General features: G+C 67.9%; 15 protein-coding genes. 8 read left to right on the top strand and 7 right to left on the bottom strand.

Annotated elements, in window-relative coordinates; translation table 11 throughout:
- Positions 1-5: 5 nt before the first annotated feature.
- Positions 6-440 carry a DUF3576 domain-containing protein gene (locus SPI01S_RS16370; RefSeq protein WP_066724969.1) on the bottom strand — a complete coding sequence of 145 codons (435 nt, stop codon included), beginning with the start codon at positions 438-440 and terminating at the stop codon, positions 6-8.
- A 207-nt stretch (positions 441-647) separates the two neighbouring features.
- Here SPI01S_RS16370 and SPI01S_RS16365 point away from each other — a divergent pair, with 207 nt between their 5' ends.
- On the top strand, positions 648-1,379 hold the full coding sequence (locus tag SPI01S_RS16365) for a hypothetical protein (protein WP_245653632.1): 732 nt from the start codon (positions 648-650) through the stop codon (positions 1,377-1,379).
- A gap of 1 nt (position 1,380) precedes the next feature.
- Here the strand turns inward: SPI01S_RS16365 and SPI01S_RS16360 are convergent, their stop codons facing one another.
- Positions 1,381-1,863 carry a thiamine phosphate synthase gene (locus SPI01S_RS16360; protein WP_245653631.1) on the bottom strand — a complete coding sequence of 161 codons (483 nt, stop codon included), beginning with the start codon at positions 1,861-1,863 and terminating at the stop codon, positions 1,381-1,383.
- Positions 1,864-1,924: 61 nt separating this feature from the next.
- Here SPI01S_RS16360 and SPI01S_RS16355 point away from each other — a divergent pair, with 61 nt between their 5' ends.
- Both SPI01S_RS16355 and SPI01S_RS16350 read left to right on the top strand, forming a co-directional pair.
- Positions 1,925-2,593, top strand: a complete 669-nt coding sequence (locus SPI01S_RS16355) for a YggS family pyridoxal phosphate-dependent enzyme (protein ID WP_066724964.1) — start codon at positions 1,925-1,927, stop codon at positions 2,591-2,593.
- A complete protein-coding gene (locus tag SPI01S_RS16350) occupies positions 2,590-3,288 on the top strand; it encodes an HAD family hydrolase (protein ID WP_084253522.1) in 699 nt (232 codons plus the stop codon). The genes SPI01S_RS16355 and SPI01S_RS16350 overlap by 4 nt, the downstream gene beginning before the upstream one ends.
- 53 nt (positions 3,289-3,341) lie before the next feature.
- Here SPI01S_RS16350 and ribA read toward each other — a convergent pair whose 3' ends face one another.
- From ribA to SPI01S_RS16330, 4 genes are all read right to left on the bottom strand, one after another.
- Positions 3,342-4,400 carry a GTP cyclohydrolase II gene (ribA, locus tag SPI01S_RS16345; protein WP_066724962.1) on the bottom strand — a complete coding sequence of 353 codons (1,059 nt, stop codon included), beginning with the start codon at positions 4,398-4,400 and terminating at the stop codon, positions 3,342-3,344.
- Positions 4,397-5,179, bottom strand: coding sequence for an exodeoxyribonuclease III (locus SPI01S_RS16340; RefSeq protein ID WP_066724960.1), 783 nt, complete (start codon positions 5,177-5,179; stop codon positions 4,397-4,399). Before SPI01S_RS16340 ends, ribA begins: the two co-directional genes overlap by 4 nt.
- A gap of 233 nt (positions 5,180-5,412) precedes the next feature.
- On the bottom strand, positions 5,413-6,021 hold the full coding sequence (locus tag SPI01S_RS16335; RefSeq protein WP_066724957.1) for a LolA family protein: 609 nt from the start codon (positions 6,019-6,021) through the stop codon (positions 5,413-5,415).
- 87 nt (positions 6,022-6,108) lie between these two features.
- Entirely contained in the window at positions 6,109-8,496 is a 2,388-nt protein-coding gene (locus SPI01S_RS16330; protein WP_066724954.1) for a DNA translocase FtsK, read from the bottom strand.
- Positions 8,497-8,803: 307 nt separating this feature from the next.
- On the opposite strand from SPI01S_RS16330, the gene SPI01S_RS16325 reads away from it, so the two are divergent.
- The 3 genes from SPI01S_RS16325 (at position 8,804) to SPI01S_RS16315 (ending at position 12,515) form a co-directional block, all read left to right on the top strand.
- The gene (locus tag SPI01S_RS16325) at positions 8,804-9,871 is read left to right on the top strand and encodes a Gfo/Idh/MocA family protein (protein WP_066724951.1); all 1,068 of its coding nucleotides are present in this window, start codon (positions 8,804-8,806) and stop codon (positions 9,869-9,871) included.
- Positions 9,871-11,217, top strand: a complete 1,347-nt coding sequence (locus SPI01S_RS16320) for a Gfo/Idh/MocA family protein (RefSeq protein ID WP_157084748.1) — start codon at positions 9,871-9,873, stop codon at positions 11,215-11,217. Before SPI01S_RS16325 ends, SPI01S_RS16320 begins: the two co-directional genes overlap by 1 nt.
- Positions 11,218-11,297: 80 nt before the next feature.
- A complete protein-coding gene (locus SPI01S_RS16315; protein WP_066724948.1) occupies positions 11,298-12,515 on the top strand; it encodes a UbiH/UbiF/VisC/COQ6 family ubiquinone biosynthesis hydroxylase in 1,218 nt (405 codons plus the stop codon).
- Here SPI01S_RS16315 and SPI01S_RS16310 read toward each other — a convergent pair.
- A complete protein-coding gene (locus SPI01S_RS16310; RefSeq protein ID WP_066724947.1) occupies positions 12,505-12,720 on the bottom strand; it encodes a putative signal transducing protein in 216 nt (71 codons plus the stop codon). The genes SPI01S_RS16315 and SPI01S_RS16310 overlap by 11 nt on opposite strands.
- Before the next feature lie 50 nt (positions 12,721-12,770).
- Here SPI01S_RS16310 and SPI01S_RS16305 point away from each other — a divergent pair, with 50 nt between their 5' ends.
- Positions 12,771-13,016 carry a type II toxin-antitoxin system CcdA family antitoxin gene (locus tag SPI01S_RS16305; protein ID WP_066724945.1) on the top strand — a complete coding sequence of 82 codons (246 nt, stop codon included), beginning with the start codon at positions 12,771-12,773 and terminating at the stop codon, positions 13,014-13,016.
- Positions 13,016-13,312 carry a CcdB family protein gene (locus tag SPI01S_RS16300; RefSeq protein ID WP_066724943.1) on the top strand — a complete coding sequence of 99 codons (297 nt, stop codon included), beginning with the start codon at positions 13,016-13,018 and terminating at the stop codon, positions 13,310-13,312. The genes SPI01S_RS16305 and SPI01S_RS16300 overlap by 1 nt, the downstream gene beginning before the upstream one ends.

The following is a 13,312-nucleotide window of genomic DNA, read 5'->3' as shown; positions in this document are numbered from 1 at the left end:
TCCGGTTAGTTGGCGACGGCCGCGCGGCGCAGATCGCGGGCACGGGTCAGGATGATATCCTCGAGCTTCTGGACGGTAGCAGCCTGCACGGGGGCCGAGACCCAGGCGCCGCCCCGGTTCACTTCGCGCAGCGCCGCGACCCGCAGCGCATCGGCGCGCAGATCCTGGTCGAGCACGGTCACCGTCACCTTCATCCGCTCGGTGGGGACGTTGGGGTTCACATACCAGTCGGTAACGATCACGCCGCCGTTCGAATCGGTCTGGAGCAGCGGCATGAAGCTCAGCGTGTCCAGCGTGGCGCGCCACAGATAGGCGTTGACGCCGATCGTCGTGACCTTCGACGCCGCCAGATCCGCGTTCACGCCCTTCTTCTGGTGGCTGCAGGCGGAGGCGGAAACAGCGAGCGACCCCAGGATCGCAAAGCGCAACAGGCGGTTCATGGACGTCGTACTTCCTACCGGGCAAGGGAATGAGTGCCAGCATCTATAGGGCGGGATGTGGCGGGAGCAAGGCCGACGCGCTGGTCCCTGATTGGTCGCATCTGGTACGATTCTGTGGGTTGCATGCAACACTCCGGGAAAATTGCTGCCACCGGTGGAACGTCACTTTGATTCCATGGTAGAGCCCACCATTAGAGAGGTATGCAAATGCGCTTGGTACGTTGGATGTCGGGACTTGGGCTGGGGGCGATCTGCGCCGCCGGGTTCCTCGTCGCGCCCACGCTCCAGGCACAGGAACGAGACCGCGCTTTAAAGGCGGCCGTTCGCCCCGCACCCCTGGCGCTGCAAGGCGCCGGCGGGTTCACCCCGGCCGCTGCCGATCCGAAGCTCGCCGCCATGCTGGCGCGCAGCGGGATGAACGGTGCCGGCTTCCGCTTCACTCCGGCCGAGTCGCGCACGGCGTCGACTCGCGGTGTCACCGTCGCGGTTCGCGCTGCTTCGAATCGCGCGATCGATGCGGGCAGCCGTGTCGCTTCGGCCAAGCCGGCCTCGGTCAGCCTGGCGCCGATCGCCTATAATCTCGGCGTCGCGGTGGGCTGGCGTCGCTTCGCCGTCTCGGGCGACGTGACGCACATCGACATGGCGGGCATCCAGCCCGGCAGCCGCGATCGTTCGGAAGTCGCGCTCAGCTATGCGGGCAAGCGCCTGAGCGGCCGGATCGCGGCAAGCGAGGATCGTCCGCTGGCGGGCACGCCGGTGCTGATCGGCGACAAGCCCAGCTATTCGTTCGATCTCGGCGGCTCTTATGCGGTGTCGCGCCGCCTCGATGTGACCGCCGGCGTGCGGTACAAGAGCGAGCGTGATCGCCTGACGCAATTCAATGACGATACCCGTCGCGAAAGCCAGTCGATCTATATCGGCACTGCCTTCCACTTCTAAGTCAGCGGGTCCAGGCGTCGATCGCCGCCCAGCCGTGAATTCCCAGAGACCTGAGCCGTCTGGCCTGTTGCATATCCATGCCGCCCAGCGCGATGACGGGGATCGTGACGCCGCGCACCAGCAAACCGAATCGCACCGGGCCCAGCACCCGTGCGCCTGGGTGCGAGCGCGTCGGGAACACCGGCGAGACGAGCAGCGCATCGGCACCCGCGCGGATCGCCGTCACCGTCTCACGGCGCGAATGGACCGGCCAAGTGATGATGCCCGAGCCGCGGCGCCCATGCGTGCCCGCTTCGCCCCGCATCGGCGTCGCGCCCGCGCGGAGCAGCACGAGTCCTCGCCTTCGCGCTATCTTGGCGGTGCGGGCGAACAGCGCGCGCCGCTCTGCCGAGGGCAGCTGGTAATGGCGGAAGATGACCCCACTGCCGCGTGGCAGCCGCTCCAGCACGTCCCATAACTCCTCGCCCAGTCGCGGGTCAGTCATCAACCAAAGGCGTGGGATAGGGGGGTGGCGGTGGCGCATGTCCGTGCCTATAGCCCGGCGCATGCTTCAAGACGATGCCAGCCAGCGGCTCGCCGCGGTGCAGACCGCGATCGCCCGCGCCGCCAAGATCGCCGGCCGCAAGCCCGCCGACATCACCCTGATCGCGGTTTCCAAGACGCACGACGCCGCAACCATCCAGCCGTTGATCGACGCCGGGCAGCGCGTGTTCGGCGAGAACCGCGTCCAGGAAGCCCAGGGCAAGTGGCCGCAGTTGCGCGAGACAACTTCCGGGATCGAACTGCACCTGGTCGGCCAGCTGCAGTCGAACAAGGCCGAGGAAGCCGTTGCGCTGTTCGACGCGATCCACGGGGTCGATCGGCCCTCGCTGGTGACGGCGCTGGCCAAGGCGATGGACAAGGCCGATCGCCGCCCGGCTTGCTTCCTCCAGGTCAACATCGGCGACGAGGCGCAAAAGGGCGGTTGCCCGGTGGCCGAACTCCCGGCGCTGCTCGCCGAGGCGCACGCCGCGAATCTGCCCGTCGCCGGCCTGATGTGCGTGCCGCCGGCGGGTCTGGAGGCTGCCCCCTATTTCGCGCTGCTCGCCAAGCTGGCCCGCGACCAGGGGCTGGACGGGCTCAGCATGGGCATGTCGAGCGACTATGAGACCGCGGTGACGCTCGGCGCCACCCATGTTCGCGTCGGCACGGCGCTGTTCGGAGAGCGCGCATGAACGACCTGTCCGGAATGCCGAAGACGCTGTCGGTGCGGTTCGATGCGATCCTGTTCGATTTCGACGGCGTGCTGCTGGAGAGCGAATATGCCGGCAACAAGCAGATCGCCGATTACCTGACCAGCATCGGCCACCCGACCACGCCCGAACATTCGATGGCGAATTTCATGGGGCTGGCGGGACATGATTTCCTCGCCGCGATCGAGCGCTGGATCGGCCGCACCGTGCCCGAGGGCTTCCACACGGCCCGCGCCGAGGAAGACGCCCGCGCGCTTTCGGAAGGCCTGCCGGCGGTGGCGGGGGCGCTCCGCTTCCTCGAAAGCCTGCCCGCCGATCTGCCCAAGGCGATCGCCTCGTCGAGCCCCACGCACTGGATCGACACGCATCTCCGCCATCTCGGCGTGCGCGACCTGTTCGGCGACAAGCTGTTCAGCGGCCGCGAGCATGTCACGCGCGGCAAGCCGGCGCCGGACCTCTACCTCCACGCCGCCGCTGCGCTGGGCGTGCCGATCGAAGCGTGCGTGATCCTGGAGGATTCGCCGGTGGGCGTGACCGGCGCGGTCGCCTCGGGCGCGACGGTGATCGGCCTGTGCGCCGGCACCCACTGCGCGGCGGATCATGGCGAGCGGCTCAAGGCGCTGGGCGTGCAGCACATCGCCCATGATTTCGACGAGGTCGCCCGACTGATCGCGTGACGGCGTTTCCTCCCCCTGGCAGGGGAGGAAACGCTTAGGTAGCGCAGGCGGCCTTAAAACTCGTGCCCCGTCCGATCGCGCTTGGTCGCCAGATACCGCGCATTGTGCGGGTTCGCCGGCAGCACGTGCGGCACGCGCTCCAGCACGTCCACGCCCGCCGCGCGCAGCGTCTCCACCTTTTGCGGGTTGTTAGTGAGCAGCCGGATGCGTGGCTGGCCGAGCAGGGTCAGCATCCGCGCCGCCACCCGGAAGTTGCGCGCGTCGATCGCGAAGCCCAGCCGGGTGTTGGCATCGACCGTGTCGAAGCCCTGGTCCTGCAGCGCATAGGCGCGCAGCTTGTTGATCAGGCCGATGCCGCGGCCTTCCTGGCGCAGATAGAGCAGGATGCCCCAGCCGCTCGTCGAAATCTCCGCGATCGCCGCCTTGAGCTGCGGCCCGCAATCGCATTTCAGGCTGCCGAGCATGTCGCCGGTCAGGCATTCGCTATGGAGGCGCACCAGCGGCGCCTCGCCATTGGGCTGGCCGATCAGCAGCGCGATATGCTCGCCGGGCATCTCGTCGGTGCGGAAGGCGACGATCTCGGCGTCTTCGGCGGCCTCCACCGGCAGCCGGGCGCGGCCGACGATGCGCAGGCGGTCGGCATCCTCGTGCGCGTCGATATCGGCAAGGGTGACAGCGCTCGCTGAGGCGTCCTCGAGCACGAAGAAGGCCGGCAGCAGCCCCGCGATACGGGCCAGCCGCAGCGCCGCCGCGGCGGCGTCGGCCTGCACCACCGGGATCGCGCGAAAGGGGCCCTTCAGCGGCGTGGCGAGATCGAACTGCGGGTCGGCCAGCGCCGTCGCCGCGTCAAAGTCGAGCCAGTCCACCCGCTCGACCAACACCGGCGCATCGGGCGTCGCCGCGTCGCGCTGGTTGGCGAGCTTCAGCGTCGCCGCGCGGCCGGCCGAGAGAAGCACCGGCGCGCTTCCGGCGGGATCGAACGCCGCCAGTCGCTCCGTGTCGCCGGTCTCGATCGCGAGCAAGCGTAGCGTGCCTTCCGCACCCCGGATGGCGATCGGCCAGCCGCGGCGCAGCGCATCGACGGCTTCGGCGGCGGCACGGGCACTCGTCAAAAGTCGAACTCCGTCACGATCGGCACATGGTCCGAGGGCTTGAGCCACGAGCGGCACGGTTCGCATACCTTGTGCGCCGTGGCCTTGTCCGCAACCGCCGGGCTCGCCCACATATGGTCGAGCCGCCGTCCGCGATCGGAGGCGGCCCAGTCCTTCGCACGGTAGCTCCACCAGGTGAAGCAGCGCGCCGGCGCCGGGATGAACTTGCGGCCGAGATCGACCCAGCCATGCGCCGCCTGCAGCCGCCCCAGCGCCTCGACCTCGATCGGCGTATGGCTGACCACGTCGAGCAGCTGCTTGTGGCTCCACACGTCCGATTCGAGCGGGGCGATGTTGAAGTCGCCGGTGAGGATCGTGGGCACGTTCAGGGTTTCCGACCATTCGGTCATCCGCTGGACGAAATCGAGCTTCTGGCCGAACTTGGGGTTCACCTCCCGATCGGGCACGTCGCCGCCGGCGGGGACATAGACATTCTCCAGTCGCACGCCGTTCGGCAGCCGCACGCCGACGTGCCGGGCTTCCTGGTTCGCCTGCCAGTCGAGTCGGTCGTCCTCGACCAGCGGAACGCGGCTGACGATCGCGACGCCGTGGTGCATCCGCTGGCCGTGCTTGATGACATGGGTGTAGCCGAGATCGTGGAACGGCGCCTCGGGGAAATCGCCGTCGATCACCTTGGTCTCCTGGAGACAAAGGATGTCGGGGGCTTCCTCGCGCAGAAACTGCTCGACGATAGCGATGCGGAAGCGGACGGAGTTGATGTTCCAGGAGGCGATCTTCACGCGCGTCGATGTAGCGATTCTTGGGGCGAGCGCCAGACCACTCCCGTCCCAAAAGGAAAGGCCCCCGCTCCGGGGGCAATGGAGCGAGGGCCGACCTAGCGTTCGTCACGCAGGCGGGAAGGGGTATCAGGCCCAGGCAACAGGGGGAAAAATCCCGGGCAAAAACCCCATCCGCCACTTGCTCTTAGAGCAGCAAACCTGTCGCTTGGATGAACGATTGCACAGAATTGGAATTAATGCGTGCGGCCCTGCGGACGCGGGTCGGTCCAGCGGAAGCTCGAATCGGCCACCGGCGCATTGAAGCGCTGGTTGCTCAGCCGGATCGTCGTGCGGTTGTTCTGTGCGTCGAGCGCAACCCAGCCCTGCAGCTTCAGGCCGGCGGGGGCAGCGGCGTCCTTCTGGAAGACGAGCGTGATCCGGCCATATTCGGGGTGCTTGTTGTCGTGCACTTCCACCGAGACGACGCGCGAATCGGCGGTGGGCTTTACGCTCGCATAGCCGCTGATGTCGCGATTCGGATCGAGCAGCACGCGCAGCGGCGAATTGCCGATCGGCCAGCGCTGCACCTGCCGGACCTGATAATCGATGAAATAGAGGCTGCTGCCGTCGGCGACGATCAGCTGGGGCACGCCCTTTTCATATTGGAAGCGGATCTTGCCGGGCCTCTTCAGCGTCATCGTGCCCGCGACGACGCGGCCGTTGCGGTCTTCCTGGGTGAACTCGGCGGTCATGCTGGTGACCGCCTTGAGATGTTGCTGGACCTGGTCGAGCTCGGGCGCAGGCGCGGCTGCCACCAGCAGCGGGGCGGCGAGCAGCGACAGAGCCAAGGAACGGGAAAACACGAGAAACGTCTCCGAATTGCTGGTCGCCCGGATAGCGGGCGGGGCTTGAACGGGCTGTGAACCCGTACCCCGCCCGATTCGATCCCGTTACAACGGGCGGCCGTCGGTATCCATCAGCACCTCGCGGCGGCCGACATGGTCGGGCTTGGAGACGAGATTCTCGCGCTCCATCCGCTCGATCAGCCGCGCGGCCGAGTTGTAGCCGACGCGCAGCTGGCGCTGCAGCCACGAGGTCGACGCCTTCTGGCTTTCCGCCACCAGCTGCACCGCACGGCGATAGGTCTGCTCCTCGGGACTGTCCTCGCCGTCGGGCGCGCCTTCCAGCGTGAAGCCGCCGTCCTCGGGCTCCTCGGTCACTGCGGTGATATAGTCGGGGGCGCCTTGCGCCCGCCAGAAATCGGTGACCGCCTGGACCTCGTCGTCGCTGACGAAGGGCCCGTGGACGCGGGTGATGCCCTTGCCGCCGGACATGTAGAGCATGTCGCCCTTGCCCAGCAGCTGCTCGGCACCCTGTTCGCCGAGAATGGTGCGCGAATCGATCTTCGAGGTGACGTGGAAGCTGATGCGGGTCGGCAGGTTCGCCTTGATCACGCCGGTGATGACATCGACCGAGGGGCGCTGCGTCGCCATGATCAGGTGGATGCCCGCCGCGCGCGCCTTCTGCGCCAGCCGCTGGATCAGGAATTCGACTTCCTTGCCGGCCGTCATCATCAGGTCGGCCAGCTCGTCGACGATGACGACGATCAGCGGCAGCACCTGCAGGTCGAGCGTCTCTTCCTCGTAGATCGGCTTGCCGGTCTCCGGGTCATAGCCGACCTGCACCTTGCGGCCGAGCGTCTGGCCCTTGGCCTTGGCGGTGCGGACCTTGTCGTTGTAGCTCGCCAGGCTGCGGACGTTGACCGAGGCCATCATCCGGTAGCGATCCTCCATCTGCTCGACCGCCCATTTCAGCGCGCGCACCGCCTTGGGCGGATCGGTCACCACGTCGGCGAGCAAATGGGGGATGTCCTTGTACATGCTGAGTTCCAGCATCTTCGGATCGATCATGATCAGCCGGCACTGCTCGGGCGTCAGCCGGTAGAGCAGCGACAGGATCATGCAGTTCAGCCCCACCGACTTGCCCGAGCCGGTGGTACCCGCGACGAGCAGGTGCGGCATCGGTGCGAGATCGGCGATCACCGGCTCGCCGGCGATGTTCTTGCCGAGCACCACCGGCAGGGTGGCGCCCTGTTCCTCGAACTGCTGGCTGCCGATCAGCTCGTGCAGGCTGACCCCCTCCCGGGTCGTGTTGGGCAGCTCGATGCCCATCACGGTGCGGCCGGGGATGGTGGCGACGCGGGCGGAGATCGCGCTCATGTTGCGGGCGATGTCGTCGGCCAGCTGGATCACCCGGCTGGCCTTGATGCCGCTCGCCGGCTCGAGCTCGTACATGGTGACGACCGGGCCGGGGCGGACCTCGACGATCTCGCCCTTCACGTGGAAGTCCTCGAGTACGCTTTCGAGCAGGCGAGCGTTGCGCTCCAGCGCCGCCTTGTCGACCGTGGCGGTGCGGTTGGCCGGCGGCGGGGTCAGCAGGTCGAGCGGCGGCAGCTGGTAGCTGTCCTTGAAGTCGAGCGCGGCCTGCACCGGCGGCTTGGTACGTGCCGGCGCGGTGGAGACGGTGCGATCGGCGATCACCGGGCCCGGTCGGTTGTCCGGTACCACCACGCGGCGCGGCTCCGACATGCGCGGCGGATCGCGATCGAAGGGCAGATCCTCGTCCTCGTCCGGGTCTGCGCCGAACGCGGCAACGGCTTGCGGCTTGGGCCGGAAGCCCGTCGTCTCGGCGGCCGCGACGATCCGCGCTTCACCGGTGCTGCGCGTGAACCGGGGCATGCGCAGCAGGCGGAGCGGGGAGGTGAACTCCAGCCGCATCCACCACAGCCACAATCCGCCCAGCACCAGCAGCAGGCCGACGCCGCGCCCCACCCAGAAGGACACGGCCGGATCGCCGGCGAGCCCGATCAGCCAGTCGATTCCACCCGCAATCGAGAGGCCGATCAGCCCGCCCATGCCCGCGGGCAGGCGCCAGTCGAGCGGCAGCGACCAGTCGAAATGGAGCAGGCCCAGCCCGATCGCGGCAAGCGCGGCAGCACCCAGCGCGCTGACGATCATCCGGCGCGGCCGCTCGATCGGCCGATCGATCATCATCCGGTGGGCCGCCAGCAGCCCGACGGGGGCAAGCAGCAGCATCGGCACCCCGATGAGCGTGTAGAGGATGTCGGCGACCCAGGCGCCGACGCCGCCCAGCCAATTTCGGGCCGGGCCGGCGGACGCGGTATTCAGCGCCGGATCGGAGGCGTGATAGCTCACCAGCGCCAACACGAGCGCGACGGTCAGCACGAACAGCGCCGTGCCCGCCAGGACGAATCCGCCGCGGCGGACGCCCGCCTTCATCGTGTCGCGCCAATGCGGCGCTTCTGCGCGGGACGCCATCGCCCAGCCTCCGGATCTGTAAGGAAAAACGTACCGGAATCATCGCGCCTGCGGAGTCCCGCGTCAAGGCGCGGACGTCTACGGCCCGCTTGCCGTCGTGTTCGGCAAGCGGCTGGTCGAACATTTTGCAGCGCAGCAAGTTCTTCCCTGCTATGCGCATGCAGAAAGGTGCTTCGGAATCGATGCGCCTGTGGAATGGTTCGACGGTCGCTGCTTCTTGGTGGGGATCGCGCAAGCAGTATCAGCAGCTTGGCTGACGTTCATCAGCCTGGGGCACGACGCGGCAACGATCTTGGGGGATATACGAGTGGACGCACGTTGGGCGATATTCGGCACCGGAGGAATTTCGGCGAAGTTTGTCTCCGGACTTCGTCACGCCAATGGCGCCAGGCCGCAACTGGTCGTTTCGCGCAGCGCGGATTCGGCGCGGCGATTCGCCCAGGCGTTCGGCATTCCGGACGTGGCCGAGGGCTATGAGTCGATCACCGCGGCTTCGCCTTTCGATGTCGCCTATATCGCGACGCCGCCGTCCGAACATGCGCGCCACGCAATCGGCTGTATCGAAGCGGGCAAGGCGGTGCTGATCGAAAAGCCGTTCGCGTCCTCGGTCGAGGAAGCGCGGCGCATCGCCGACGCTGCCCGCGCGCACGGCGTGTTCTGCATGGAAGCGATGTGGACGCGCTTCAATCCCGCCGCGCGCCGTCTGCGCGATCTGCTCCGCGAAGGCGCGGTGGGCGAGGTGCGGCAGGCACATGGCGAATTCTGCTTCACCAACGAACCCGATGCGGCGAGCACCAGCTTCGATCCGCTACGCGGCGGGGGCGCGCTGGCGCAGCTCGGCGTCTACCCCATTTCGCTGCTCCATTGGCTGTTCGGCGCACCGGAGGCGATCGAGGCGCTCGGCCATATCGGCGCGACCGGCGTTGAGGAAGACGCGGCGATCAGCCTGCGCTTTGCCGGCGGGGTGGTAGCGACGGTCAACACCAGCCTGCGCGCGCTCGGCGACAACGGGCTGCGCATCGCCGGCACGCATGGCAGCGTGGCGTTCGAGGGGCCGATCTTCCGCCCCTATGGCGTGCGGCTCCAGCGGATGACGCCGCGGCGGCGCGGCAACGACGCCGGGCTTGGCCGCAAGGCGTTGCTCCGCGAGCAGGGGCTGCCGCAGAAGCTGTCGCAATGGCATGGCCTGCTGACGCGCGGCGGCAAGCGCGAGCGGCGGCTGTTCGCCGGCAATGGCTATCACTATCAGGTCGAGGAAGTCGCACGCTGCCTGGCTGCGGGGCTTTACGAGAGCCCGGAGATGACCTTGAGCGACAGTATTGCGGTGATGGAGACGATGGACACAGTGCGGAATCGGATCGGGGGACAGCGTTGATGCAGATGCAGGGCGAAAGCACGGGCAAGACGGGCGTGGCGATCATCGGCTGCGGCTATGTGTTCGATCACTACATGACCACGGCATGGGCGCACCCGGAGATCGACGTGCGCGGCGTGTACGACATCGATCTGGCGCGCTCGTCGAAGGTGTCCGAATATTACGGCTTCTCGGTCTATCCCGATCTCCAGGCGATCCTGGACGATCCCGCGGTGACGCTGGTGCTGAACCTCACCAGCATCGAGGCGCATTTCGCGCTGACCCGCGCGCTGCTCGAAGGCGGCAAGCACGTCTATTCGGAAAAGCCGCTGACCACCGATCTGGAAGAGGCGCGCACGCTGTTCCGCATCGCCGAGGAGCGCGGGCTCGTCCTGTCGAGTGCGCCGTGCAACTTCCTCAGCGACAGCGTCCAGACGATGTGGAAGGCGGTGCGCGACGGCGCGATCGGCAAGCCGCTGCTGATCTATGCCGAGTTCGACGACAACCCCATCTATCTGATGAAGCCCGAGACCTGGCGCAGCCGCACCGGCGCGCCCTGGCCCTATATCCACGAATATGAGATGGGCTGCACCTTCGAGCATGTCGGCTACCATCTGGTGTGGATGCTGGCGATGTTCGGGCCGGTGCGTTCGGTCACCGCCTTCTCGAAGGTGGTGGTGCCGCACAAGACCGACCAGCCGATGCATCCGGCGACTACGCCCGACTTCTCGGTGGCGACGCTCGATTTCGTGAGCGGCGTCACCGCGCGCGTCACCTGCAGCATCGCCGCGCCGGCGGACCACCGGATGCGCGTGATCGGCGACGAAGGCGAGCTGAGCACCGATACCTATCGGCATTACCAGTCGCCGGTGTTCCTCGAGCGCTTCTCGCAGCTCAGCCTCAACGCCCGCAAGGCGCGCAGCCTGCGGCTCCAGCCGCTGTTCGGCCGCGGCTTCGGCGTCGGCGGGCGGCTGCTGCCGTTCGTGCGGCACTGGAAGTCGTTCGCGACGATGCGCGCCAATGCGGCGGGCAAGACCTCGTTCCTCAAGAAGCTGGTGGCGGGCGCCAAGCGCCGCGAGGTCGGCGCGCAGGACAAGATGCTCGGCGTCGCCGAGACCGCGCGCGCGCTGCGGATGGGCGAGCCCTGCCCGATCCCGCCCGATTTCATCCTGCACGTGACCGAGCTGACGCTGGCGATCCAGGGCGCGGGCACGATGGGCGGCGCGGTGGCGCTGACCACGAGCTTCACGCCGTTCGAGCCGATGGCCTCGACCAGGGCCGATCCGCGCAACTATCGCGACAGCTATTCGCCCGGCTTTCTCGCCAAGCGGATGGATGGGATGATCGAGCGTCTCCACCAGCATTGAGGTCGTGCAGGTGCAGGGGTTTCCGAACCCTGCACCTGTTGACGGCTGGCAGGCGCGTGCGAACCTGCTAGGGCGGGGCCATGGACCAGGCGGACATTCTCATCCTCGGCGGCGGGCTGGTCGGCAGCGCGCTGGCGGCTGCGCTCGACGCGCATGGCATCAGCTCGATCGTGATCGATCCGGCAGACCCGGCAACGATTCTCGGCGCTGGCTTCGACGGCCGCGCCTCGGCGATCGCCAGCGCCCCGATGCGGATGTTCGAGGCGATCGGCATCGCCGGCCGGCTGGCAGGCAAGGGGTGCCCGATCGAGGGTATTCGCGTTTCCGACGGGCTGGAGCCGGGCAAGCTCGACTTCGCGCCGGACGCGGATGACGGCGCGCTGGGCCATATGTTCGAGAATCGCGTGCTGCGGACGGCGCTGTACGAGGCCGCGCAGGCGGCGCCACTGGCTGATGTGCGGATGCAGACCCGCGCGGTCTCGGTAGAGCGCGGGCCGCACGGCGTCGTCGCGACGCTCGATTCGGGCGCGACGGTGCGCGCGCAGCTGCTGATCGCGGCGGAGGGGCGCAACTCGCCGACCCGCGACTCGGCCGGCTTCAAGGTCGCGCGCTGGACCTATGACCATGCCGCGATGATCGCCACGCTCAACCATGAGCGTTCCCACGAGAACATCGCCTTCGAGATCTTCTACCCGCAGGGTCCGTTCGCGATCCTGCCGCTGCTCGACGACGAAAACGGCCACCGCTCGGCGGTGGTGTGGACGGTGAACGCGCGCGACGCGGCGGCGATGCACAAGATCTCGGACCGCGCCTATCTGGCCGAGGCCGAGAAGAAGATGGGCGGTTTCCTCGGCAAGCTCGGGCCGCTCTCGGCGCGCTCCTCCTATCCGCTTGGCTTCCACCACGCCGCCTGGATCACCGCCGAGCGGCTGGCGCTGGTCGGCGACGCGGCGCACGGCATCCATCCGATCGCGGGGCAGGGCGTCAATGTCGGCTTCCGCGACGTGGCGACGTTGGTCGAGGTGCTGGTCGACGGCAAAAGGCTGGGGCTCGACATGGGCGATCCCGAACTGCTCGCGCGCTACCAGCGCTGGCGCGGGCTCGACACCTTCATGGTCGCGCTGGCGACCGACGGGCTGACCCGGCTCTTCGGCATACCCGGCACGCTGCCCCATGCGGCGCGGCGCTTCGGCCTCGCGGCCGTGGACAAGCTCCCGCCGCTCAAGAACTGGTTCATGGGCGAGGCGCGCGGCGAAAGCGGCGACGTGCCCAAGCTGCTCCAGGGCGTTACGGCTTGAGAGCGCCCGCCGCGTCGAGGATCGCGCGGGCGGCGGCGAGATTCTCGTCGTCGACCATCACCCGCACCGGGATCAGCAGATAGCTGCCGTCGGCGATGCTGGCGCCCGCATCGAACACGAAGCTGGGGATGTCGTCATCCTCCAGCCGGCCCTGGACGATGAACGCTTCCTGCCGGTTGAACCGGCCGAGTTCGGCAAGGGCCATGCGGGCCTCCGATGATTGACGCGCATGGGGCATGCGCATAGCTTGTCCGCATGAAGCACGATCCGATCGCGTCCGGCAAGCGCAAGGCGGTGAACGTCTCGATCGACACCGGCGTCGTCGCGGCGGCGCGCGAGGTGGGGCTGAACCTGTCGCAGGTCTGCGAAGCCGCGATCCGGCAGGCGACCAAGGCCGAGCAGGACCGGCGCTGGCAGGAAGAGAATCGCGCCTGGGCCGAAGCCTGCAACAAATGGGTGGAAGAGAACGGCCTTCCCCTCGAACGCTACCGCATGTTCTGATGGCGCAGTACGACGTGCATCGCACCGCCGACGGTGCGTTGCTGCTCAACTGCCAGGCCGAAGTGCTGGGGCACCTTTCCACCCGCATCGTCGCACCGCTGGTGCCGCTCGACCGCGCGCCGGCACTGCGCGCTCGCCTGAATCCGGTGTTCGACATCGCCGGGGAGCGCTGCGCGATGGTGACGCAATATGCTGCGACCGTCCGGGCCAAGGATCTCGGCCCGGCGGTCGCATCGCTCGAAGCCTATCGGCTCGACATCATCGCCGCGTTCGACATGCTGCTGACCGGTAACTGA

This window comes from Sphingomonas pituitosa NBRC 102491 (assembly GCF_001598435.1).
GTDB lineage: Bacteria > Pseudomonadota > Alphaproteobacteria > Sphingomonadales > Sphingomonadaceae > Sphingomonas > Sphingomonas pituitosa.
Note: the sequence above shows the minus strand (reverse complement) of the source record. Positions and strands in the feature narration are given on the sequence as shown.